This is a genomic window from Quadrisphaera sp. KR29 (assembly GCF_052644995.1).
Genome location: NZ_JBQXXG010000010.1, coordinates 24504 through 47277 on the forward strand (window position 1 = coordinate 24504; position 22774 = coordinate 47277).

Here is a 22774-nt window from a genome sequence, read left to right on the forward strand (position 1 = left end):
CGCTCCGCCCACCCGCGGCGGGGGTGCGACCATGGACGGCGATGAGCCCCGCCCTGCCCGACGGCGACCCCGCCCCCGCCGACGGGCTCCTGCCACCGTCGGCGCAGGCCGGCGCCGGCGCCCGCGACCTCGGCGTCTACCTGCACGTCCCGTTCTGCCGCGTCCGCTGCGGCTACTGCGACTTCAACACCTACACCGCCGCCGAGCTCGGCCCGCCGGAGCTGCCCGGCGCCTCCCAGGCCGGCTACGCCGGTGCGCTGGTCGAGGAGGTCGCGCTCGCGGCCCGCGTGCTGGAGGCCTCCGGCCTGCCCCGCCGGGAGGTGTCCACGGTCTTCGTCGGCGGCGGCACCCCCACGCTGCTGCCCGCCGCCGACCTGGCCAGGGGCCTGGACGCCGTGCGCGAGCACCTCGGCCTGGCCGCCGGCGCCGAGGTCACCACCGAGGCCAACCCCGACTCGGTCACCCCCGCCTCCCTGGAGCAGCTCGCCGCCGCTGGCTACACGCGCGTCAGCTTCGGGATGCAGTCGGCGGTGCCGCACGTGCTCGCCGTCCTGGAGCGCACCCACGACCCGTCCCGCGTGCCGCAGGCCGTCCGCTGGGCGCGCGAGGCCGGCCTGGCCGTCAGCCTGGACCTCATCTACGGCGCACCGGGGGAGTCCCTGGCCGACTGGCGCACCAGCCTGGAGGCGGCGCTGGCCTGCGAGCCGGACCACCTGTCCGCCTACGCCCTGGTGGTGGAGGAGGGGACGGCGATGGCCGCGCGGGTGCGCCGCGGGGAGCTCCCCCTGCCCGACCCCGACGACGAGGCCGCCCAGTACGAGCTGGCCGACGCCGTGCTGCGCGAGGCCGGCTACGGCTGGTACGAGGTGAGCAACTGGGCGCGCACGCCCGCCGACGCCTGCCGCCACAACCTCGCCTACTGGCGCGGGCAGGACTGGTGGGGCGCCGGCCCCGGCGCCCACAGCCACGTGGGCGGGGTGCGCTGGTGGAACGCCAAGCACCCCGCCGCCTGGGCGCGCCGCCTGGCCGCCGGCACCAGCCCCGCGGTGGGCCGGGAGGTCCTCGACGACGACGCGCGCTCCGTGGAGGCGGTGCTGCTCGGCGTCCGCCTGGCCGAGGGGCTGCCCGCCTCCCTGGTGCCGCCGGCGGGGCTCGCGCAGGTGCCGCGCCTGGTCGCCGACGGTCTGCTCGAGCCGCCCCCGGGCGACCCGGCCGACCCGGTGCGCCCCGGACGCGGCGGCACCCCCGACCGCGACCAGCCGCGGCTGCGGCTGACGCTGCGGGGGCGCCTGCTGGCCGACGCCGTCGTCCGCGCCCTCCTCGGCTGGGAGGGCCAGGACGACGGCGTCGCCGAGGTCACTTCACGAGCCGCCAGTTGAGCGGGTAGCGGTAGTCGACGCCCTGGTTGGCCCTGACGGCCGCGATGATGACGAAGACCAGCGCGACCAGCCCCAGCGGCACGTAGAGCAGCGCCCCGAGGCCGAGCGTGACGACGGTCACCACGCCGAGGGCGAGCGCGACGATGTTCACCAGGATCTGGAAGTTCAGCGCCTCCGCCGACTGGCTGCGGACGAACTGGCCGCGCTCGCGCAGGACCAGGTAGATCACCAGCGGCCCGACGAAGGTCAGCCCGATGAGGGAGCTGGCGATGGCGGAGACGTGGGACAGGCAGGCCCACAGGCGCTGGTCCTGCGGGGTCATCTCCGCGCCCTGCTGGTAGGCGGGCTGGTAGCCCTGCTGGTACGGCTGCTGGCCGTAGCCCTGCTGGCCGTAGCCCTGCTGGTACGGCGGCTGCTGGGCGTACCCCTGCTGGTACGGCGGCTGCTGGGCGTACCCCTGCTGGTACGGCGGCTGCTGGGCGTACCCCTGCTGGCCGCTGCCCTGCTGGTGCGGCGCCTGCTCGCTCCCGGAGGCCTGCTCGCCGTAACCGCGGCCGTACTGGCCGTACTGGGGCGGGGGCACCTCCCCGGACTGCGGGTCGGTCTGGTCGGACGGCCGACCGGGCTGCTCGGACACTTCTCCTCCTCGGGGCCCGGGGCGGGTCCGGGGGCCCGCCACCAGCGTCTCGGAAACGAGCCCCCCGCACCAGCGCCACACGCCCGGACGGACCCGCTCCCCGCCGTCGTCGCCCCACGGGCGCTCAGCGGTCGAGCTGGTCGCCGGTGACGAAGTCGATGAGCTCCTCCACCCGGCCCGACAGCGTCGGCTCCAGGTCGGCGATCGTGCGGACGCTGGCCAGCACCCGCTGCCAGCCGCGGGCGAGGTCGGCGGGGGTCTCGCGCGGCCAGCCCAGGGCCTCCAGGACGCCCTCCTTCCACGGCCGCCCGCGGGGGACCACCGGCCACGCGCCCAGGCCCAGGCGCGCGGGCCGCACGGCCTGCCAGACGTCGACGTAGGGGTGCCCGACCACCAGCACGTGCTCGGCGGCGCCCGGGGCGGCGCGCAGCGCCTCGGCCACGAGCCGCGTCTCCTTGGACCCCGTCACGAGGTGGTCCACGAGCACCCCGACCCGCCGGCCGGGCCCGGGACGGAACTCCGCGACGGCGGCGGCCAGGTGGTCCACGCCCTGCAGGCCCTCCACCACCACGCCCTCGACGCGCAGGTCGTCGCCCCAGACCTTCTCGACCAGCTCGGCGTCGTGCTTGCCCTCCACCCAGATCCGCGACCCCCGCGCCACGCGAGCGCGGGCGCCCTCGACGGCGAAGGAGCCGCTGGCGGTGCGGCCCGGGCGCAGCGGCGCGGCCCCCGAGGCGGTGCGGGCGGCCGGGGGCGGGGCCACCGGCGGCACCAGCACCACCGGCCGGCCCTCCTCGAGGAACCCGGCGCCGAGGGGGAAGCTGCGGGTGCGGCCCTTCCAGTCCTCCAGGACGACGACGCGCACGCCGCCGGCCTTCTCCACCCGCACGACGGCCCCGCTCCACCCGGTCTCGACGTCCTCCACCACCAGGCCCGGGGCTGCGGGGACCTCGCGGCTGGCGGTGCGGGCGCGGCGACGCCCGCTGGCCGGGTCGGTGACGGTGTCGCCGCGGCGCAGCGGCTCGCGGGCACCCCACCCGCCGTACAGCGGCCCGGAGCTCGCCGGCGCGCCCGGGGAGGGAGCGGGGGACGGGGCGCGCCGGCGCGGGGGCGTCGGGGGGGTCGGCACCCGCGCGACGCTACCTGCGGCCGCTGCCCGACGGCGTAGGATTGGCACTCCGCACCCGTGAGTGCCAGGCGCACCAGGCCGCCGCGCCGCCTCGCGCCACGACGCACCACCGACGAGCAGGGAGGACGCACCGTGACCGAGCCCCGGCGCCTCGCCGTCCTGCGCGCGATCGTGGAGGACTACGTCGCCACGCGGGAGCCGGTCGGCTCCAAGGCCCTGGTCGAGCGGCACGCCCTGGGCGTCTCGCCGGCCACCATCCGCAACGACATGGCAGCGCTGGAGGAGGAGGGGCTGATCGCCCAGCCCCACACCAGCGCCGGCCGGGTGCCCACCGACAAGGGCTACCGCGCCTTCGTCGACGGGCTGCCGGCCGTGCGCCCGCTCTCACCGGCGGAGCGGCGGGCCATCGACAGGCTCCTCGGCGAGGGCGGCCAGCCGGTCGACCTCGACGACGTGCTCGAGCGCACCGTGCGCGCCCTGGCGCAGCTGACCCACCAGGTCGCCGTCATCCAGTACCCCTCCCTGGCGCGCGCCCGCGTGCGCCACGTCGAGCTGGTGCAGCTGGCGCCGCGACGGCTGGTGCTGGTGCTCATCACCGACAGCGGACGGGTGGAGCAGCGCTCGGTGGAGGTGCCGCCGGAGGCCCCCGAGGTGGCCGCGGACCTGGTCAGCGAGCTGCGGGGCCGCTTCGGCGCGGCCACCGCCAGCCGCCGCGCCGACGAGGCGGTGGCCGCCCTGGACGGCGTGGTCGCCACCGTGTCCGCGGCCCGGCCCGAGGACGCCGCCGCGGCGGCCGCGGTGGCGGCTGCGCTGCGCTCCGCCCTGGACGCCACCCGCGACGAGCGCATGGTGCTGGCCGGCACCGCCAACCTCGTGCGCGGCGCGGGCGGCTTCTCGGCCTCGGTCGCCCCGGTCCTGGAGGCGATCGAGGAGCAGGTGGTGGTGCTGCGCCTGCTCGCCGAGATGGCGGACGACCCAGCCAGCGGCGTCTCGGTGCGGATCGGGCGGGAGATCGTGCACAGCGGCCTGTCCGACGCGGCCGTGGTCGCCTCCGGCTACGGCTCGGGCGGCGAGGTGGTGGCCCGCCTGGGCATCCTGGGTCCGACGCGCATGGACTACCCCACCTCGATCGCCGCCGTCCGCGCCGTCGCCCGCTACCTCAGCAAGGTCCTGGCGCGGTGAGCCGCCCGGCTGCCCGCGCCCTCCCGTCCGCACCTCCGTCCGCGGGCCCGCCCCGACGGACCCCCCGACTCCTCAGGAGCGTCTGACCGTGCCGACCGACCACTACGCCGCCCTCGGCGTGCCCCGCGACGCGAGCACCGAGGACGTCAAGAAGGCCTACCGCAAGCTCGCCCGCCAGCTGCACCCCGACGTCAACCCCGACGCCGGCGAGCGGTTCAAGGAGGTCTCGGCCGCGTACGAGGTGCTGAGCAACCCCGACAAGCGGCGGGTGTACGACGCGACGGGCAGCTCCGGCGGGCCCGGCGGCTTCGGCGGCGGCGGGTTCGGCGCCCAGGGCCAGCCCTTCGACCTCGGCGACCTGTTCGGCACCTTCTTCGGCGGGGGCGGCGGCGCGGCGCGCGGCCCGGTCTCGAGGGCCCAGCCCGGCCAGGACGCGCTGATCCGCCTCGAGGTCGACCTGGCCGAGGCCGTGTTCGGCGCCGAGCGGGAGATCACCGTGGACACCGCCGTGGTCTGCCCCACCTGCGACGGGAACTGCGCGCAGCCGGGCACCCAGGTGCGCACCTGCGACGTCTGCCACGGGCAGGGCCAGGTGCAGCGCGCCGCCCGCTCGCTGCTCGGCCAGGTGCTCACCACCTCCCCGTGCCCCGCGTGCGGCGGCTACGGCACCACCATCCCCGACCCCTGCAACGAGTGCGCCGGCGACGGCCGGGTGCGCCGCCGGCGCACCCTGACCATCCGCGTGCCCGCCGGGGTGGACACCGGCACCCGCATCCAGCTCTCCGGGCAGGGCGAGGTCGGCCCCGGCGGTGGTCCGGCCGGCGACCTCTACGTCGAGGTGGTCCAGCGCCCCCACGACCTGTTCACCCGCCGCGGGGAGGACCTGCACGCCACCCTGCCGGTGCCGGTGACCGCCGCCGCCCTGGGCACGGTGCTGGAGATGGAGACCCTCGACGGCCCGCGCGAGGTGGAGGTGCGCCCCGGCACGCAGCCGGCCGAGGTGGTCACCCTGCGCGGCCTGGGCGCCGCGCGGCTGCGCTCCGGCGGCCGCGGTGACCTTCACGTCCACATCGACGTGCAGGTGCCCCGCGGCCTCGACGAGGAGCAGGCCGACCTGCTGCGCCAGCTGGCCCGCCTGCGCGGCGAGGAGCGGCCCGAGGGCCGGCTCTCACCGGCCTCCGGAGGGGTCTTCTCCCGCCTCAAGCGGGGCTTCTCCGGCCGCTGAGGCGCGCCGCCCGGCCGGGCCACCGGCCGGGCCCCCGGCTCGGGCAGGTCACCTGCGGGGTCAGTCGACGTAGAAGGTGACCCTGGCGGGACCCTCCTCGAGCTGCCCCTCGCCCCCGGACTCGTCGGGCGCCCACACCTCGGCGGTGCACGGGGTGCAGGTGCCCGCCTGCACGGTCTGCGGGATGGTGAACTCCCCGACCTCGCCGTTCGCGCCGGCGTCGGTGTAGCCGTCGGTGAGGACCGTGCCGTCGGCCTGGGTGATGCGGAACAGCAGGGTGCCCTCGAAGGCGGTGCCGCGCCCCACCACCCCCATCGGCCCCGCCGGGAGCCGCTCGCCCTCGACGGGGGCGGTGATGACCACGGACGAGGACAGGCCGGTGCCCGTGGCCGCCGGGCCGGGCGCGGCGGCGGCGGTGGTGCCGGCCGTGGACGCCGCGCTGCCCGCGGAGGTGGCGGAGGACGACGACGGCGGGGCCGACGCGGAGGACGAGCCGCTGGCCTCGCCGCCGACGGGCTCCGTCTGCGGCGACGCCTGCTGGCCGCACCCGGTCAGCAGCAGCAGGACCAGGGCAGCGGAGGGGGCGGCCGCGCCGGCGGTGGTGCGGCGCGCACGCCGGGGTCGGGGCTGGGCTGGCATGCCTCGTTGATACCGCCCCCGGCGGTGCCGGCGGGGGCGAACGCGCCGAGCCGTCCGCCGGGCCGTCGGCCGAGCGCTCGCCCCGGCGGCGGCGCGGTGGGTACCGTCGCGGCGTGCCCCAGGACCCCGACTGCGTCTTCTGCCGCATCGCCGCCGGCGACGTGCCGGCCACCGTGGTCGCGCGCACGGACCGCGTCGTCGCCTTCCGCGACCTCGACCCGCAGGCGCCGCTGCACGTGCTCGTGGTGCCGGTCGACCACCACCGCGACGCCCCCGCGCTGGCGGCGGCCGACCCACCGCTGCTCGCCGAGCTGGTCGCCACGGGCGGGCGGGTGGCCGCCGAGCTGGGCGACGGCCAGTTCCGCCTGGTCTTCAACACCGGCGCCGGCGTCGGCCAGAGCGTCTTCCACGTGCACGGGCACGTGCTCGCCGGGCGGCCGATGAGCTGGCCGCCCGGCTGAGGCCGGCCGGGGCCGCCCGCCGGGTCAGCGGTCGCCGCCGCCGCGCCGGTCGCCGTCGTCCTGCCGGTCGCCGTCCTGCCGGTCACCGTCCTGCCGGTCGCGGTGCTCGTGCACCGTCACGGCCGCGTTGACCAGCGCCAGGTGGCTCAGCGCCTGCGGCAGGTTGCCCAGCCAGTGGCCGGTGGCCGGGTCGACCATCTCGGCGAGCACCCCGACGTCGTTGAGCACGGTGTCCGGGCCCTCGACCAGGGCGTCCATGAGCTCTCGCGCCTCGGCGCCGCGCCCGCACAGCTGCAGCGCCGAGACCATCCAGAACGAGCACGCCACGAAGGCGCCCTCCTCCCGCTGCGCCCCGGTGTAGCGGTGCAGGTGCGGCCCGCTGCCCAGCTGCCGGCGCAGCGCGTCCAGGGTCGAGCTCATCCGCGGGCCCCTGTCGAAGCCGCTGACGGCGTGCAGCAGCACCGACGCGTCCAGCTCCTGCGTGCCGGGGTACCAGGTGTAGGCCCCCAGCTCCTGCGACCAGCAGCGCTCGGCCACCCAGTCGCGGATGAGCTCGGCCTCCGAGCGCCAGCGCGCCGGGTCGCCGGGGACCATGCCCAGCTCGGCGAGGTGCACGGCGTGGGTGAGGGCCTGCCAGCAGCCCATCTTGCTGCTCGTGTAGTGCCGCGCGGTGTGCAGCTCCCACATGCCGGCGTCGGGCTGGCGCCACCTGTCGCAGGCCGCGTCGGCGGTGGAGGCCAGCAGCCGGCCGGTCTCGGCGTCCAGCGCCCCGCCCCCGTCGACGTAGAGCCGCAGGATGCTGAACAGGTCGCCGTAGACGCCCAGCTGCAGCTGGGAGGAGGCGGCGTTGCCGCGCACCACGGGGCCCGAGCCGCGCCAGCCGGGCGCCTCGAGCTCCTCCACGCCGTCGTCGGGGACGCGCCCGGACAGGGCGTAGAAGACGTCGGGGGCGGTGCCGCGCTCGCGGATCGTGCGCAGCAGCCAGCTCACCGCGGCGTGCGGCTCCTCCCGCAGCCCGAAGCGCATCATCGCCTCCAGGGCGTACGCGGAGTCGCGCACCCACGCGAAGCGGTAGTCCCAGCACTTGCCGCCCGCCGGGTCCTCCGGCAGGGAGGTGGTCGCCGCCGCGGCCACCGCGCCGCTGGGGGCGTGCAGCAGCAGCTTGAGCACCATCACGCTGCGGCGCACGGCCGCCTCCCACGGGCCGTCCCAGCCGAAGCTGGCGGAGTAGGTGCGCCAGTTGTCGGCCGTCCTGTCGATGCCGGCGTCCACCGCGGAGCCCGAGGGCATCCACAGCGGCTCCGCCGAGGTGGCCACCAGCCCCAGCACCACCCGGGAGCCGGCGGGCACGTCGAGCTCCACGCGCACCTCCCGCTCGGTGTCGGTGCGCTCCGCGCGCGCGGCGGCGGTGCCGGCCGGACCGGGGTCGAGCACCTCGCAGACCACGGCCATGGTCAGCCCGTCCACGCGCAGCAGCGTCCCGGCGGCCGAGCGCTCCACCCAGGGGCCCGCGGTCCCCAGGCAGGTGCCGGGGCGCACCACCGCGCGCAGGCGCACCCGGCCCTCCAGGCCCTCCACGCGGCGGCCGAGCTCGGCCCAGGGCAGGCGACCGGCGACGCCGGTGCTGAGGGCGTCGGTGACCCGCACCGCGCCGCTGGCGGTGCGGTAGGTGGTGGCCAGCACGTTGGTGTGCGGGACGTGCTCGCGCTCGAGCTCGAACGGCTCCACCGGCGCCAGCTCCACGCACCCGCCGTCGTCCGGGTCGAGGAGGGCCGCGAAGGGCGGGGTGGAGTCCAGGTCGGGCAGGGGCAGCCAGTCGATGCGGCCGTCGCGGGCCACCAGCGCCACCGTCCGGCCGTCCCCGACGGCGGCGTAGGTGCGCAGGTCGGCCCAGCCGCCGCCGTCGCGCTCGGCCACACCGGCGGGGCCGGGAGCCGAGCCCCCGGTCCAGCGCAGGGCGGGTGCCGCGGTCGGTGCGGCCGCCGTGAGCAGGGACGGCCGGCGGACCGGCCCGTCGGGGCGGCGGGGGGACTCGGGGGTGCCGTCGGTGTCGATGCCCCGACGCTAGGTGCGTCGCGCCCGACGCGCCTCGCGGGCGCCGGGCACCGGCGTCGCCGGGCGCGCGCACCCGGCGCTGTCGGCCCCCGGCGGTAGTCTTGACCCCGATCGGCCCCGGTCAGGGGCCCGGCCCGCAGGAGACCGGGGCGCCCCGCCCCTCCCATGCCCGACTCCACACCGCCCGCCGGCCCCGCGTCCGCCCCGGGCGCGCGCCCCGCGAGCAGCCAGCCCGCCGTCGTCCACACCATCGTCGTGCCCCCGGAGGTGCCGATGGTGGCCCTGCTCGGCACCCGAGACGAGCTGCTGCGGACCGTCGAGCGGGCCTTCCCCCGCGCCGACGTCCACGTCCGCGGCAACGAGGTCACCGTCACCGGCGGCTCCGCCGACGTCGCCCTGGTCGAGCGGCTGCTCGACGAGATGACCGCCGTCGTCCGCACCGGCCAGCAGCTCACCGGCGACGCCGTGGAGCGCTCGCTGGGGATGCTGCGCGCCCAGACCGCCGAGCGCCCCGCCGACGTGCTGACCATGAACATCCTGTCCGGGCGGGGGCGCTCCATCCGCCCCAAGACCCTCGGGCAGAAGCGCTACGTCGACGCCATCGACAGCCACACCATCGTCTTCGGCATCGGCCCCGCCGGCACCGGCAAGACGTACCTGGCCATGGCCAAGGCGGTGCAGGCGCTGCAGGCCAAGCAGGTCAACCGGATCATCCTGACCCGCCCCGCCGTGGAGGCGGGGGAGCGGCTGGGGTTCCTGCCCGGGTCGCTCACGGACAAGATCGACCCGTACCTGCGGCCGCTGTACGACGCCCTGCACGACATGCTCGACCCCGACTCCATCCCGCGGCTCATGGCCGCCGGGACCATCGAGGTGGCGCCGCTGGCGTTCATGCGCGGCAGGTCGCTCAACGACTCCTTCGTCGTCCTCGACGAGGCGCAGAACACCTCCCCCGAGCAGATGAAGATGTTCCTCACCCGCCTGGGCTTCGACTCCAAGATGGTCATCACCGGTGACTCCACCCAGGTCGACCTGCCCGCGGGCACCCAGTCCGGCCTGCGGGTGGTCGAGTCGATCCTGTCGGGCATCGAGGACATCCACTTCTCCCGCCTGACCAGCCTCGACGTGGTCCGCCACCGGCTGGTCGGGGAGATCGTCGACGCCTACGGGCGCTGGGACGAGGCCCACCAGCAGCCCGCGGCCGCGCCGCGCGGCCAGCAGGGGCGGCGGCGGTGAGCGCCCGGTGAGCGTGGAGGTCGTCGACGAGTCCGGCTTCACCGACCCCGCCGGCGCCGGCAGTCCGGGGGTGTCGGTCGACGAGGTCTCCGAGCTCGCCCGCTTCGTGCTGTCCGAGATGCACGTGCACCCCGCGGCGGACCTGTCCGTGATCCTCGTCGACACCACCGCGATGACCGCGCTGCACGAGCAGTGGATGGACGAGCCGGGGCCCACCGACGTCCTGAGCTTCCCCATGGACGAGCTGCGCCCGGGCAGCGAGGACGAGCCCAGCCCGCCCGGGCTGCTCGGCGACGTCGTGGTGTGCCCCGAGGTCGCCGCGCGGCAGGCGCGCGAGTCCGGTCACTCCACCGCCGAGGAGGTGCTGCTGCTCGTCACCCACGGCTGCCTGCACCTGCTCGGCTTCGACCACGCCGAGCCCGACGAGGAGCGCGAGATGTTCGCGCTGCAGCGCCGGCTGCTGCTGACGTTCCTGTCGCGCCGCCCCCAGCGCTCGTGACCGGCTCGTGAGGCGGCCGTGACCCCCGTCCCCGACGCCTCCCTGCCCTGGCTGGCGGTGGCGGCGGTGGTCGGGCTCGTCGTGGCCGGGTACCTGGCCGCCGCCGAGGCGGCGGTCTCCCGCCTGACCCGGGCGGAGGCGCAGCGCCTGGCCGCCGAGGGCCGCCGCGGTGCGCCCGCGGTGGTGGCGCTGGTGGCCGACCCGGTGCCCGCGCTGTCGGTGGCCACCCTGGTGCGCGTCTCGCTGGAGGCGCTGGCCACCGTCTGCGCCGCGCTGGCCTCGGCGGCCCTCTTCTCCCAGTGGTGGGCCGCGCTGGTCACCGCCGTCGTCATGGGCGCGGCGGTCTTCACCCTGCTCGGGGTGAGCCCGCGCACCGTCGGGCGGCAGGCCCCCGAGCGCATCGCGCTGCGCTCCGCGGGCCAGCTGCGCGCGCTGACCCGGGTGCTCGGCCCGCTGGCCCGCGGCCTGGTGGCGCTGGCCAACGCCGTGACGCCCGGGCGCGGCTACCGCGACGGCCCGTTCTCCACCGAGGGCGAGCTGCGCGAGCTGGTCGACCGGGCGAGCGAGTCCGCGATCATCGAGGCCGGCGAGCGCGAGATGATCCACTCGGTCTTCGAGCTGGGCGACACCATCGTGCGCGAGGTCATGAGCCCGCGCACCGACATGGTCACCATCGCCGAGGACACCGCCCCGGGGGAGGCGCTCGACCTCTTCCTGGCCTCCGGGCACTCGCGCCTGCCGGTGGTCGGCTCCACCGTCGACGACGTGCTGGGGGTGCTGCACCTCAAGGACGTCGTCAGGGTGCTGCACGCCGGGCCGGTCCGGCGCCGGGGGGCGACCGCCCGGGCCCGCGACCTGGCCCGGCGGCCCGTCTTCGTGCCCGAGACCAAGCAGGTCGACGCCCTGCTGCGCGAGATGCAGGGCGCCTCCCTGCACCTGGCCCTCGTCATCGACGAGTACGGCGGGGTGGCGGGGCTGGTGACGCTGGAGGACCTGCTGGAGGAGATCGTCGGGGAGATCACCGACGAGACCGACACCGAGACCCCCGACGTGGTGCCCCTGGAGGACGGCGGCTTCCTGGTGAGCGCGCGCCTGCACGTGGAGGACCTCGGAGACCTCTTCGGCCTGGAGGTCGAGGAGGACGAGGTCGACTCCACCGGCGGCCTGCTGGCCAAGGCCCTGGGCACCGTGCCGGTGGCCGGCGACGAGGTGGAGGTCGCCGGGCTGCACCTGCTCGCCGAGGAGGTCGACGGGCACCGCATCGTCACCGTCGTGGTCCACCGCGCCGAGGAGCCCGAGGCCGACCACGAGGAGGACGCCGAGCGCGACGAGCGCGCCCGGGAGCAGCAGGACAAGGCCGAGCGCAAGCGGGAGAAGCGCGAGCGCAAGGAGCGCGAGCGCGAGGAGCGCGAGGAGCGCGAGCGCCGGCAGCAGGAGGAGGGGCGCGAGCGCGCCCCGGAGCAGCAGCAGGAGCAGGAGCTGGTCAGCGGTGAGTCCTGAGAGCGGCGCAGGCGCCGGTGCGGCGGGTGCGGGGCAGGACCACCGCTCGGGCTTCGCGTGCCTGGTGGGGCGGCCGAACGCCGGCAAGTCCACGCTGACCAACGCCCTGGTCGGGGAGAAGGTCGCGATCACCTCCTCGCGGCCGCAGACCACGCGGCACACGGTGCGCGGCGTGGTGCACCGGCCGGGTGCCCAGCTCGTGCTGGTCGACACCCCCGGGCTGCACCGTCCCCGCACGCTGCTGGGCCAGCGGCTCAACGACCTCGTGCTCGCCACGCTCGCCGAGGTCGACGTCATCGCCTTCTGCCTGCCCGCCGACGAGCGCACCGGCCCGGGCGACCGCTGGATCGCCGCGCAGCTGGCCGAGGTGCGCCGCACGCCCGTCGTCGCCGTCGTCACCAAGACCGACAAGGTCGACCGGGCGCGCCTGGCGGAGCGGCTCGTGGAGGTCGCCGCCCTCGGCGAGGAGGAGGGCCACCGGCCCTTCGCCGACGTCGTGCCGGTCTCGGCGACCGGCGACTTCCAGGTCGGCGCCGTCACCGAGGTCCTCGCCTCCCACCTGCCCCCCGGGCCGCCGCTGTACCCCGAGGGCGAGCTCACCGACGAGCCGGAGGCCGTCATGGTCGCCGAGCTGGTGCGCGAGGCGGCCCTGGAGGGCGTGCGCGACGAGCTGCCCCACAGCCTGGCCGTCGTCGTCGACGAGATGGCCCCGCGCCTGGGCGAGGACGGCGAGCCCACGGGCCTGCTCGAGGTGCACGTGCTGCTCTACGTCGAGCGCGACAGCCAGAAGGGCATCGTCATCGGCCGCGGCGGGGCGCGCCTCAAGGAGGTCGGCACCACGGCCCGCGCGGGCATCGAGGCGCTGCTGGGCACCCGGGTGCACCTCGACCTGCGGGTCAAGGTGGCCAAGGACTGGCAGCGCGACCCCCGGCAGCTGGCGCGCCTGGGCTTCTGAGCCGGACCCCGGGGCCCGAGGGCCGGGCGCCCGGCGCAGCGGGTGGCCCGCCGGGGTCGCCGAGGGGTAGGTTGGCGGTGATGTTCGCGGTGAGCCTCCTCCTCGGCTGCCGCGACGAGGTCTCGCAGCCCTAGGTCGGCTCCCTCGTCGCGGAGTCCCGTCCTGCCGGCCGCCCCACGGGGCTGCTCGTCGCAGCCCGGACCCCAGGAGATCCAGCCATGCGCAGCACCCAGCAGCCGTCCCCGATGGCCGTCCACCGCTACCCGCCCTTCGCCTTCGGCGTCGACCTGCCCGACCGGACCTGGCCCGGGCGGCGCATCGAGGCCGCCCCGCGCTGGTGCGCCGTCGACCTGCGCGACGGCAACCAGGCCCTCATCGACCCCATGGGCCACGACCGCAAGCTGCGGATGTGGGACCTGCTGGTCTCCCTGGGGTACAAGGAGATCGAGGTCGGCTTCCCCTCGGCCTCCCAGACGGACTTCGACTTCGTGCGCTTCCTCGTCGAGACCGGCCGCATCCCCGACGACGTCACCATCCAGGTCCTCACCCAGGCGCGCGAGCACCTCATCGAGCGCACCTACGAGGCGGTCCGGGGCGCGAAGACCGCCATCGTGCACCTGTACAACTCCACCTCGGCGCTGCAGCGCGACGTGGTGTTCGGCATGGACCGCGACGGCATCGTCGACCTGGCCCTGCAGGGGGCGCGGCTGTGCAAGAAGTACGAGGAGGTCCTCCACAGCACGGGGGCCGAGACCGAGGTGTTCTACGAGTACTCCCCGGAGAGCTACACCGGCACCGAGCTCGACTTCGCCGCGCGCATCTGCAACGAGGTCATCGACGTCTTCGACCCCACACCGGAGCGCAAGGTCATCGTCAACCTGCCCTCCACGGTGGAGATGAGCACCCCGGACCTGTACGCCGACTCCATCGAGTGGATGATCCGCAACCTGCGCCGCCGCGACGAGGTCATCGTCTCGCTGCACCCCCACAACGACCGCGGCACCGCCGTGGCCGCCGCCGAGCTGGGGCTGAAGGCCGGCGCCGACCGCGTCGAGGGCTGCCTGTTCGGCAACGGCGAGCGCACGGGCAACGTCGACCTGGTGACCCTCGCCCTCAACCTGGTGGTCCAGGGCGTGGACCCCCAGGTCGACTACCGCGACGTCGACGCGGTGCGCCGCGCCGCCGAGCACTGCAACCAGATCGCCGTGCACGAGCGCCACCCCTACGCCGGCGACCTCGTCTACACCGCCTTCTCCGGCTCCCACCAGGACGCCATCAAGAAGGGCTTCGACAAGATGGCCGAGCGGTCGGCGGCCGCCGGCGTCGCCGTCGGCGACGCCGAGTGGGCGGTCCCGTACCTGCCCATCGACCCGCGCGACGTGGGCCGCTCCTACGAGGCCGTGATCCGCGTCAACAGCCAGTCGGGCAAGGGCGGCGTGGCCTACCTCATGCGCACCGAGCACTCCCTGGACCTGCCTCGCCGCCTGCAGGTGGAGTTCTCCCAGGTGGTGCAGGCCCGCACCGACGCCCAGGGCGGTGAGGTGACCGCCGCCCAGCTGTGGGAGGTCTTCGCCGACGAGTACCTGCCCGCGGCCGACCACTCCGCCCGCGGCGCGAGCACCCCCGCCTGGGGCCGCTACGCCCTGCGCGGGCTGCGCACCGACTCCTCGACCACCGGTGCCGGCGGTGCGGGGGGCGTGGACAGCATCGAGGTGGACCTCCTCGTCGACGGCGAGCCGCGCACCGCCACCGGCGCCGGCAACGGCCCCATCTCCGCCTTCGTGGCCGCGCTGGCCCAGCAGGGCACCGCGGTGGCCGTGCGCGACTACGTCGAGCACGCCCTCGGCGCCGGCGGCGACGCGACCGCCGCCGCCTACGTCGAGTGCGAGGTCGGCGGCCGAGTCCTGTGGGGCGTCGGCATCGACGCGAACACCACGGTCGCCTCGCTCAAGGCCGTCGTCTCGGCGGTCAACAGGGCCGCGCGCGGCTGAGCGGAGCCGCTGCTCCCGGCAGGTGGCCACCGCACCTCAAGGCGAGGTGGCCACCTGCCGATGGCGCCACAGGGCGGGTGCGGGGGCGCACGCCCGGGGAGGTCGACGTGGCAGCAGGCGCGCTGGTGGCCCACGGGCTGCCCGGCGTCTTCCACGACCTCGTCGACGAGGTCGCCGACCAGTTCGACGCCTGCGACTACAGCGGCTGCGCGGCGCGGTGCCAGGAGGTGCTGCCCTGGCTGGAGGCGCTGGGGGACACCGCGTCGGCGCGGTACGTGCGCTACGTCGGCGCCATGGCCTGGGTCGAGGTCGCTGAGCTGGAGCGCGCCGCCGACCTGCTCGAGGACCTCCTGGGCGTGCCCTCGGCCCAGGACCCGCTGTGGCGGGCCAAGGCGCTGGCCCTGTCAGCGCGCGTCGCCTTCACCGCCGGGCGCCACGCCCGCGCCGTCGAGCACCTCGCCGAGGCGCTCGACCTGCTCGACCGGACCCCCTCGCGCCACCTCAACCGGCTCTCGGCCACCATGGCCGCCGGCCTGGCGCTGCAGGCCGCCGGTGCCCACCCCGAGGGCGAGGCCCTGCTGCGCGCGGTGCTGGCCGAGGTGCCCGCCACCCCCGGCGTGCACGAGCTGAACGTGCTCCCCGAGCTGGTGCTCCTCGTGGCCGAGCGCGCCGCCTCGGCCGACCTGTCGGGCGACGGCGCGCGGGCGGACCGGCACTGGCAGCGCGTGCTGGCGCTCGCGCTGCGCTGGCGGCGCAGCGGTCTCGCCGCGGGCGACCCGCTCCACGTGCTGCGCTCGGCCGCCGCCGAGGCCCTGGCCTGGCAGCGCCTGGGCGACCCCGTCACCGCCGTCGCGGTCGCCCGCGGCGTGCGGCTGGAGGACGCCGCGACCACCGGGGTCCTCACCGGCCGGGTGGAGGCGGTGATGGCGCGCCTTCACCTCGCGCAGGAGGCGGAGCGCGGTGGTGACCTCCAGCGCGCCGGCGACCACCTCGACGACGCCCTGGTGCAGACCCACCGGACCGAGCCGGGCGTGTGGGCCTTCACCGCCCTCGCTGCCCGCGCCGAGCTGGACGCCCGGGTGCGCGACGCCGACGAGGGCGCCGACCCCGCCCGACGCCCGGGCGAGCGGCCCGACCGGTGGCGCGACCTCGCGCGCACGCTGCTCGCCCGCACCGCTGCGAGCAGCCGCTCCCTGGTCTCCGAGGTCGAGGCCACCCGCCAGGCGCACCGCGTCGCGCGGGCGCACGACGCGGCCGCGCGGGCGGTGCGCACCGACCCGCTGACCGGGGTGGCCAACCGCCGCGGCCTGGACGACGCGCTGGCCGAGGCGGCCCGCGAGGGCACCGGCGTGAGCGCCTGCTTCGTGGACGTCGACAGGTTCAAGGCCGTCAACGACGGCTTCTCCCACGAGGTGGGCGACGAGGTGCTGCGGCGGGTGGCGGCGCTCCTCGTGGAGGTCACCCGCTCCCAGCCCCCGGGCGCCGGCGCCAGCGACCTCGTGGCCCGCTACGGCGGTGACGAGTTCGTGGTCCTCGGCCGGCGCGGCGGCGACCTGGCCGCGGTGGGACGCCGCGTCGTGGAGGCGGTGGGCGCCCACCCGTGGGACGCGGTCGCTCCCGGGCTCGCCATCACCGTGTCCGTCGGCGTCACCCGCCCGCAGCCGGCCGCCTCCGTGCTGGCGGCGGCCGACGCGGCCATGCTCGGCGCCAAGCGCTCCGGGCGCGGGCGCGCCGTCGTCAGCGCCCCCTGACCACCGCCTCGGGCCGCGCGCCCCGCCGGCTGCTGCTCAGGCGGTGGTGAGGCGGCGGGGGGCCGCGCCGCGGGCGCGGACCACCAGCGGGGCGGCCAGCACCGCCACCGCCGCCACGACGGCCACCACCGAGACCACCGGCGCCTCGGGCTGGCCGGACCAGCGGCCGACGGCGATCCAGGCCAGCCCCCAGGCCAGTGACAGCGCCGGCGCGAGGCGCCCCCGGCCGCCGACGGCGAGCAGCCAGCCGATCCCGGCGGCCACCACGAGGACGACGACGGCGAGCGCCGTGGCCAGGGCGCCCGTGACGGGCAGCCCGCCCACGGCGACGAGCGCGGCCGCGGCGTTGGCGACGGTGGCGATGCTGACCCAGCCGAGGTAGAGCCCGAGGGTGCCGTCGAGCAGCAGCAGCTGCAGCCCGGAGGCCGGGCGCCCCGGGCCGCGCCCGGCGGCGGCGGTGGCGGTGGTGGTGCGCAGCCGCGCGAAGGCGACGACGAGCACGGCGAGCAGCGCGGTGATGACGACCAGCGCCCCGGTCACCGAGCCGGCCTGGGCGACGAGGATCCAGGCGGCGTTCAGCAGCAGGGAGGCCACCACCCACCACCCCGTGGCGCGCTGGCGCGCGTCGTGGCGCTGGGAGGGCAGCAGCTGGAAGACCGCCAGGGCCAGCAGCCCGGCGTAGATGACCGACCAGATGCCGAAGGCCGGGCCGGCCGGGGCCACGAGCGTGGCGCTGGCCGACAGGGCCCCGCCGGCGGCCTGGTCGATGGGGGTGCCGACCACGGCGCCGGAGCCGAGGAAGCCGCCGACGAGGGCGACGACGGCGCTGACGGCCACCGCGGTGGCCCGGGCGGTGTCGGAGGAGCGCGCCGAGCGGCTCGCGCCCTGCGCACCGGCGTGGGTGGACATGCTGATCACGGTAGGGCTGTCGGCGGCGTGGGGCACGATGGGACCGTGCGCACCTACCGGGACGAGGCCGTCGTCCTGCGCACCCACAAGCTCGGCGAGGCCGACCGCATCGTCACCCTGCTGACGCGCCACCACGGGCGGGTCCGCGCGGTCGGCAAGGGCGTGCGCCGCACCTCCAGCCGGTTCGGGGCTCGGCTCGAGCCCTACATGCTGCTCGACGTCCAGCTGCACGTCGGCCGCTCCCTCGACGTCGTCACCCAGGTGGAGACGCTGGCGCCCTACGGCCGCTTCCTCGCGGACGACTACGCCCGCTGGACGGCCGCCGCCGCGATCGCCGAGACCGCCGAGCGGATGACCAGCGAGGAGCGCGAGCCCGCCACCCAGCAGTTCCTGCTGGTGGTCGGGGCGCTGCGCACCCTGGCCGGCGGGCAGCACGAGGCCTCCCTCGTGCTGGACGCCTACCTGCTGCGGGCGATGGCGGTGGCCGGGTGGGGCGCCAGCCTGGCCGCGTGCGCGGTGTGCGGGGACCCCAGCGCGGCCACCGTCGACCACCCGGCCTTCGCCGTCGCCTCGGGGGGCGTGGTGTGCCGCGAGTGCCGCCCGCCGGGGGCCGCGGCGCCGGACGTGCGGACCCTGGCGCTCCTGCAGCAGCTCCTCTCGGGGGACTGGGACCGCGCCGACGCCTCCGAGGCGCGCCAGCGCCGCGAGGGCAGCGGGCTGGTGGCCGCCTACCTGCAGTGGCACCTGGAGCGGGCGGTGCGGTCGCTGCCCCTGGTCGAGAGGGCGTGAGCGCGTGACCCCCAGCACCCACCGGACGGCCGGGCGGTGAGGGGCCGGCAGCCGGCCGCGCCGCGGCGCACCGCGCCCGTCGTTGCGCCGCCCCCGCACCCCTCCGGGGCCCGGCCCCCCGCCGTCCCGGCGGAGCTGGTGCCGCGGCACGTGGCCATCGTCATGGACGGCAACGGGCGGTGGGCCAACGCCCGCGGCCTGCCGCGCGTGGAGGGCCACAAGATGGGCGAGGCGTCCCTGCTGGACGTGGTCGCCGGGGCCATCGAGATCGGCGTCACCCACGTGTCGGCGTACGCCTTCTCCACCGAGAACTGGAAGCGCTCCCCGGACGAGGTGCGCTTCCTCATGGGGTTCAACCGCGACGTCATCCGGCGGCGCCGCGACACCATGCACGAGTGGGGCGTGCGGGTCCGGTGGGCCGGGCGCCGCCCGCGGCTGTGGCGCAGCGTCATCAAGGAGCTGGAGGAGGCCGAGCGGCTCACCGCCGGCAACTCCACCTGCACCCTGACGATGTGCGTCAACTACGGGGGCCGGGCGGAGATCGCCGACGCCGCCAGGGCGCTGGCCCGCGAGGTGGCGGCCGGGCGGCTCGACCCCGAGAAGGTCGACGAGCGCGCCCTGGCCCGCCACCTGGACGAGCCGGACCTACCGGACGTCGACCTGTTCCTGCGCACCAGCGGGGAGCAGCGGACCTCCAACTTCATGCTCTGGCAGTCCGCCTACGCCGAGCTCATGTTCGTCGACACGCCCTGGCCGGACGTGGACCGCCGGGTGCTGTGGCGCGCCGTGGAGGACTACGCCCGCCGCGACCGCCGCTACGGCGGGGCCCTGGACCGGCCCGCCGACGCCGAGCCCGCGGGTGCGGGCCCGGCTGGCGGTCAGGCCGGCTGAGGCCCCAGCCGCGGGGGCGGGGGAGCCGCCGGCCGGCGCGGAGCCGGGCCGGCGACCCCCTCGCAGGGACCAGCGGTTCACGCGGTCCCCCGGGCGGCACCCGCGGTGCGGGTGCGCTGCCGCAGCTCGGCCAGCTGCTCGACCATCGGCTGCGGCAGGCGGTCGCCGAAGAGGGCGAACAGCTCCTCGACGCCGTCAGCCTCCCGGGCGTAGTCCTCGGGGTCGGCGGTGAGCAGCTCGCGCACGACGTCGTCGGGCAGGTCGAGCCCGTCGGTGTCGAGGTCCTCCGCCCTCGGTACCAGGCCGGCCGGGGTGTCGACGGCCTCCAGGCGCCCCTCGAGGCGGCCCACCACCCACTCCAGCACGCGGCTGTTCTCCCCGAAGCCCGGCCACAGGAAGCCGCCGTCGGCGCCCTTGCGGAACCAGTTGACCGAGAACAGGGCCGGGGCCCGGTCACCGAGCAGCTCGCCCTGCTCCAGCCAGTGGCTCCAGTGGTCCGCGGCGTTGTAGCCGGTGAAGGGCAGCATCGCGAAGGGGTCGCGGCGCACCTCGCCGACCACGCCCTCGGCGGCGGCGGTCTTCTCCGAGGCCATCGTGGCCCCGAGGAAGACGCCGTGCGCCCAGTCGCGGGCCTGCGCCACCAGCGGGACCGTCGTGGCCCGGCGGCCCCCGAAGAGGACCGCGTCCACCACGACGCCCTGCGGGTCGTCCCAGTCGTCGGCCAGCGTCGGGCACTGCTGCGCGGCCACGGTGAACCTGGCGTTGGGGTGGGCGGCGGGCCTGCCGGACTCCGGCGACCACGGCTGCCCGGTCCAGTCGAGCAGGCCCTGGGGCGGGGTGGGGGTCAGGCCCTCCCACCACACGTCGCCGTCGGCGGTCTGCGCGCAGTTGGTGAAGATCGTCCCGCCCCACAGCATCTGGTGGGCGGCGGGGTTGGTGGCCTCGGAGGTGCCCGGCGCGACGCCGAAGAACCCGGCCTCGGGGTTGATGGCGCGCAGGCGGCCCTGCTCGTCGCGGCGCATCCACACGATGTCGTCCCCGAGGGTCTCGACCTTCCAGCCGGGCAGGCTCGGCGTCATCATCGCGAAGTTGGTCTTGCCGCACGCCGAGGGGAAGGCCCCGGCGACGTGGTAGCGCCTGCCCTCGGGCGTGGTGACGCGCACGAGGAGCATGTGCTCGGCCAGCCAGCCCTCCTCCCGGCCCATCGCCGAGGCGATCCGCAGGGCGAAGCACTTCTTGCCCAGCAGGGCGTTGCCGCCGTAGCCGGAGCCGTAGCTCCAGATCTGCCGGCTCTCGGGGAAGTGGGCGATGAGCTTGGTGGGGTTCGACGGCCACGGCACGTCCTCGCGCACCTGCTGGCCGAACTCGTCGGCCAGGGGGTGGCCCACCGAGTGCACCGCGGGCACCCACGGCGCCCCGGCCTCGACGAGCTCGCGGGCGGCCGTGCCGACGCGGGTCATGGTGCCCATCGACAGCACCGCGTACAGGGAGTCGGTGACCTGCACGCCCAGCTGGGAGAGCGGACCGCCGACCGGGCCCATCGAGAACGGCACCACCCACATCGTGCGGCCGCGCATGCTGCCCTCGAACAGGCCCATGAGCTCGGCCTCCAGGTCCACCGGGTCGCGCCAGTTGTTGGTCGGGCCGGCGTCCTCGGGGTCAGTGGTGGCGATGACGGTGCGGTCCTCGACGCGGGCGACGTCGTCGGGGGTGGAGCGCACGAGGTAGCTGCCGTAGTGCGGCTCGGGCAGCGGCTGCAGCGTGCCCTTGCGCACCCCCATCGCGATGAGGCGATGGCGCTCTGCGCCGGACCCGTCGCACCACACGACGCGCGCCGGCTGGGTCAGGTCGGCGATGCGCGCCACCCAGGCGTGGACGTCGGGGACCTGCGAGCCGGTGGTGGTGGGGACGTCGTCGATCAGCGTCATGGCGTGCCTCCTGGTGGGGGAGCGGGCCGGGGCCCTGCTGGCGTCTGCCTCCACAGTTCCCCGCCGCCGCAACCGTTTGAAGGGGGTTTACTCATCAAGAAGTGCATTTCTTGCGCTACGGTCAAGCCATGTCCAGCCCCGGCGCCGCCGCCGACCCGCTGACCCTGGGACGGCGGGTCCGCCACCTGCGCACCCAGCGCGGCCTGACGCTGGACCAGCTGGCCGCCAGCACCGGGGTCTCGGCCAGCCAGCTCTCCCTGGTGGAGAACGGCCACCGCGAGCCCCGGCTGGGGCTGCTGTCCGCGCTCGCGGAGGCGCTGGGCGTGCCGGCCGGCTCGCTGCTCGACCCCGAGCCGCCCACCCGCCGCGCCGCCCTGGAGATCGCCCTGGAGCGGGCGCAGTCCAGCCCCGCCTACGCCCGCCTCGGCCTGCCGGCCGTGCGCCCCTCCAAGGCCGTGCCCACCGAGGCGCTGGAGGCCCTGGTGGGGCTGCACTCCGAGCTGCGCCGCCGCGACGAGACGGCCTCGGCGACGCCGGAGGAGGCGCGGCGCGCCAACACCGAGCTGCGGCAGACCATGCGGGCGGTGCACAACCACCTGCCCGAGATCGAGGAGCTGGCCGAGCGCCAGCTGCGCGCCGCCCGGCACACCGGCGGCCCGCTGACCCACCGCACCGTCGCCCGCATGGCCGCCGACCTCGGCCTGACGATCATCCACGTCGACGACCTGCCGCACTCCACCCGCACGGTCACCGACCTGGAGAACGGGCGCATCTACCTGCCACCGGTCTCCATCCCCGGGGGGCACGGGCTGCGCTCGCTGGCCCTGCAGGCCATGGCCCACCAGCTGCTCAGGCACTCCGCCCCGGCCGACTACGCCGACTTCCTGCGCCAGCGGATGCAGATCAACTACTACGCCTCGGCCTGCCTCGTGCCCCGCACCCCGGCGCTGGAGCTGCTGTCGGCGGCCAAGGCCGCCAAGGACCTGGCGGTGGAGGACCTGCGCGACGCCTTCGGCATCACCCACGAGACCGCCGCCTGGCGCCTGACCAACCTGGGCATGCACGACCTGGGCATCCCGCTGCACTTCCTGCGCGTCACCGAGGACGGCTCGCTGACCAAGGGCTACGAGGACGACGGCGTGGGCTTCCCCGCCGACGCCGCGGGCGCCGTGGAGGGCCAGTACGTCTGCCGGCGCTGGGCCGCCCGCGCGGTGTTCGGCCAGCGCGACCGCACCACGGAGTTCCACCAGTACACCGACACCCCCGCCGGCACCTTCTGGTGCAGCGCCCAGACCGGGCGGGACGCCTCGGGCCGGCGCTTCTCCATCACCGTGGGCGTGCCCTACGTGCACGCCAAGTGGTTCCGCGGCCGCGACACCCCCGTGCGCGCCCGCTCCACCTGCCCCGAGGAGGCCTGCTGCCGCCGCCCGCCGGCCGAGCTGGCGCAGCGCTGGGCCGGGCGCAGCTGGCCCTCGGCCACCATGCACGCCCACGTGCTGGCGCCGCTGCCCTCGGGCTCCTTCCCCGGCGTCGACGACGCCGAGGTCTACGCCTTCCTGGAGCGCCACTCCTCCTGAGCGCCGCCCCAGCCGCTACCGCCCGACCGGCCACCGCCCGA

Annotated in this window: 19 protein-coding genes; 13 read left to right on the forward strand and 6 right to left on the reverse strand. The window is 76.5% G+C overall.

What is annotated here, in order from left to right:
- Positions 1-41 precede the first annotated feature (41 nt).
- On the forward strand, positions 42-1379 hold the full coding sequence (hemW, locus tag ACUN9U_RS10620) for a radical SAM family heme chaperone HemW (RefSeq protein ID WP_445484938.1): 1338 nt from the start codon (positions 42-44) through the stop codon (positions 1377-1379).
- On the opposite strand, the gene ACUN9U_RS10625 is transcribed toward hemW, so the two are convergent.
- Positions 1357-2016 carry a DUF4870 domain-containing protein gene (locus ACUN9U_RS10625; RefSeq protein WP_445484939.1) on the reverse strand — a complete coding sequence of 220 codons (660 nt, stop codon included), beginning with the start codon at positions 2014-2016 and terminating at the stop codon, positions 1357-1359. The genes hemW and ACUN9U_RS10625 overlap by 23 nt on opposite strands.
- Before the next feature lie 124 nt (positions 2017-2140).
- A complete protein-coding gene (locus tag ACUN9U_RS10630) occupies positions 2141-3034 on the reverse strand; it encodes a DUF3097 family protein (protein WP_445485054.1) in 894 nt (297 codons plus the stop codon).
- 243 nt (positions 3035-3277) lie between these two features.
- Here ACUN9U_RS10630 and hrcA point away from each other — a divergent pair, with 243 nt between their 5' ends.
- Positions 3278-4327, forward strand: a complete 1050-nt coding sequence (gene hrcA, locus ACUN9U_RS10635) for a heat-inducible transcriptional repressor HrcA (protein ID WP_445484940.1) — start codon at positions 3278-3280, stop codon at positions 4325-4327.
- Between the two features lie 88 nt (positions 4328-4415).
- Entirely contained in the window at positions 4416-5552 is a 1137-nt protein-coding gene (dnaJ, locus tag ACUN9U_RS10640; RefSeq protein ID WP_445484941.1) for a molecular chaperone DnaJ, read from the forward strand.
- Between the two features lie 60 nt (positions 5553-5612).
- On the opposite strand, the gene ACUN9U_RS10645 is transcribed toward dnaJ, so the two are convergent.
- Positions 5613-6191 (reverse strand): Gmad2 immunoglobulin-like domain-containing protein, encoded by a 579-nt coding sequence (locus ACUN9U_RS10645; protein WP_445484943.1) that lies wholly within the window; start codon positions 6189-6191, stop codon positions 5613-5615.
- Positions 6192-6304: 113 nt separating this feature from the next.
- Here ACUN9U_RS10645 and ACUN9U_RS10650 point away from each other — a divergent pair, with 113 nt between their 5' ends.
- The gene (locus ACUN9U_RS10650) at positions 6305-6652 is read left to right on the forward strand and encodes an HIT domain-containing protein (RefSeq protein ID WP_445484944.1); all 348 of its coding nucleotides are present in this window, start codon (positions 6305-6307) and stop codon (positions 6650-6652) included.
- Between the two features lie 24 nt (positions 6653-6676).
- Here ACUN9U_RS10650 and ACUN9U_RS10655 read toward each other — a convergent pair whose 3' ends face one another.
- A complete protein-coding gene (locus ACUN9U_RS10655) occupies positions 6677-8569 on the reverse strand; it encodes a glycoside hydrolase family 15 protein (protein ID WP_445484945.1) in 1893 nt (630 codons plus the stop codon).
- Between the two features lie 303 nt (positions 8570-8872).
- Here ACUN9U_RS10655 and ACUN9U_RS10660 point away from each other — a divergent pair, with 303 nt between their 5' ends.
- The 6 genes from ACUN9U_RS10660 (at position 8873) to ACUN9U_RS10685 (ending at position 16639) form a co-directional block, all read left to right on the forward strand.
- A complete protein-coding gene (locus ACUN9U_RS10660; RefSeq protein WP_445484946.1) occupies positions 8873-9943 on the forward strand; it encodes a PhoH family protein in 1071 nt (356 codons plus the stop codon).
- Positions 9944-9950: 7 nt separating this feature from the next.
- Positions 9951-10442: an rRNA maturation RNase YbeY gene (ybeY, locus tag ACUN9U_RS10665; protein ID WP_445484947.1), complete on the forward strand. Its 492-nt coding sequence runs from the start codon at positions 9951-9953 to the stop codon at positions 10440-10442.
- An 18-nt stretch (positions 10443-10460) separates the two neighbouring features.
- Entirely contained in the window at positions 10461-11942 is a 1482-nt protein-coding gene (locus ACUN9U_RS10670) for a hemolysin family protein (protein WP_445484948.1), read from the forward strand.
- Positions 11932-12897 (forward strand): GTPase Era, encoded by a 966-nt coding sequence (gene era / locus ACUN9U_RS10675; protein ID WP_445484949.1) that lies wholly within the window; start codon positions 11932-11934, stop codon positions 12895-12897. Before ACUN9U_RS10670 ends, era begins: the two co-directional genes overlap by 11 nt.
- Before the next feature lie 218 nt (positions 12898-13115).
- Positions 13116-14888, forward strand: coding sequence for a 2-isopropylmalate synthase (gene leuA / locus ACUN9U_RS10680; protein WP_445484950.1), 1773 nt, complete (start codon positions 13116-13118; stop codon positions 14886-14888).
- Positions 14889-14995: 107 nt separating this feature from the next.
- A complete protein-coding gene (locus tag ACUN9U_RS10685) occupies positions 14996-16639 on the forward strand; it encodes a diguanylate cyclase (protein WP_445484951.1) in 1644 nt (547 codons plus the stop codon).
- A gap of 36 nt (positions 16640-16675) precedes the next feature.
- On the opposite strand, the gene ACUN9U_RS10690 is transcribed toward ACUN9U_RS10685, so the two are convergent.
- A complete protein-coding gene (locus tag ACUN9U_RS10690) occupies positions 16676-17548 on the reverse strand; it encodes a tryptophan-rich sensory protein (protein ID WP_445484952.1) in 873 nt (290 codons plus the stop codon).
- 45 nt (positions 17549-17593) lie between these two features.
- Between ACUN9U_RS10690 and recO the strand changes: the two genes are divergently transcribed.
- Together recO and ACUN9U_RS10700 are read left to right on the forward strand one after the other, a co-directional pair.
- Positions 17594-18337 carry a DNA repair protein RecO gene (gene recO / locus ACUN9U_RS10695; protein WP_445484953.1) on the forward strand — a complete coding sequence of 248 codons (744 nt, stop codon included), beginning with the start codon at positions 17594-17596 and terminating at the stop codon, positions 18335-18337.
- 36 nt (positions 18338-18373) lie between these two features.
- Positions 18374-19228, forward strand: a complete 855-nt coding sequence (locus ACUN9U_RS10700) for an isoprenyl transferase (protein WP_445484954.1) — start codon at positions 18374-18376, stop codon at positions 19226-19228.
- 77 nt (positions 19229-19305) lie between these two features.
- Here the strand turns inward: ACUN9U_RS10700 and ACUN9U_RS10705 are convergent, their stop codons facing one another.
- Positions 19306-21156, reverse strand: a complete 1851-nt coding sequence (locus ACUN9U_RS10705) for a phosphoenolpyruvate carboxykinase (GTP) (protein ID WP_445484955.1) — start codon at positions 21154-21156, stop codon at positions 19306-19308.
- Between the two features lie 128 nt (positions 21157-21284).
- Between ACUN9U_RS10705 and ACUN9U_RS10710 the strand changes: the two genes are divergently transcribed.
- Positions 21285-22733 (forward strand): helix-turn-helix domain-containing protein, encoded by a 1449-nt coding sequence (locus ACUN9U_RS10710; protein ID WP_445484956.1) that lies wholly within the window; start codon positions 21285-21287, stop codon positions 22731-22733.
- Positions 22734-22774: the final 41 nt, after the last annotated feature.

Coding starts and splice junctions, on each gene's coding strand:
- hemW (WP_445484938.1), top strand. CDS start 42: ATGAGCCCCGCCCTGCCCGACGGCGACCCCGCCCCCGCCGACGGGCTC.
- ACUN9U_RS10645 (WP_445484943.1), bottom strand. CDS start 6,191: ATGCCAGCCCAGCCCCGACCCCGGCGTGCGCGCCGCACCACCGCCGGC.
- ACUN9U_RS10660 (WP_445484946.1), top strand. CDS start 8,873: ATGCCCGACTCCACACCGCCCGCCGGCCCCGCGTCCGCCCCGGGCGCG.
- leuA (WP_445484950.1), top strand. CDS start 13,116: ATGCGCAGCACCCAGCAGCCGTCCCCGATGGCCGTCCACCGCTACCCG.
- ACUN9U_RS10690 (WP_445484952.1), bottom strand. CDS start 17,548: ATGTCCACCCACGCCGGTGCGCAGGGCGCGAGCCGCTCGGCGCGCTCC.
- ACUN9U_RS10705 (WP_445484955.1), bottom strand. CDS start 21,156: ATGACGCTGATCGACGACGTCCCCACCACCACCGGCTCGCAGGTCCCC.
- ACUN9U_RS10710 (WP_445484956.1), top strand. CDS start 21,285: ATGTCCAGCCCCGGCGCCGCCGCCGACCCGCTGACCCTGGGACGGCGG.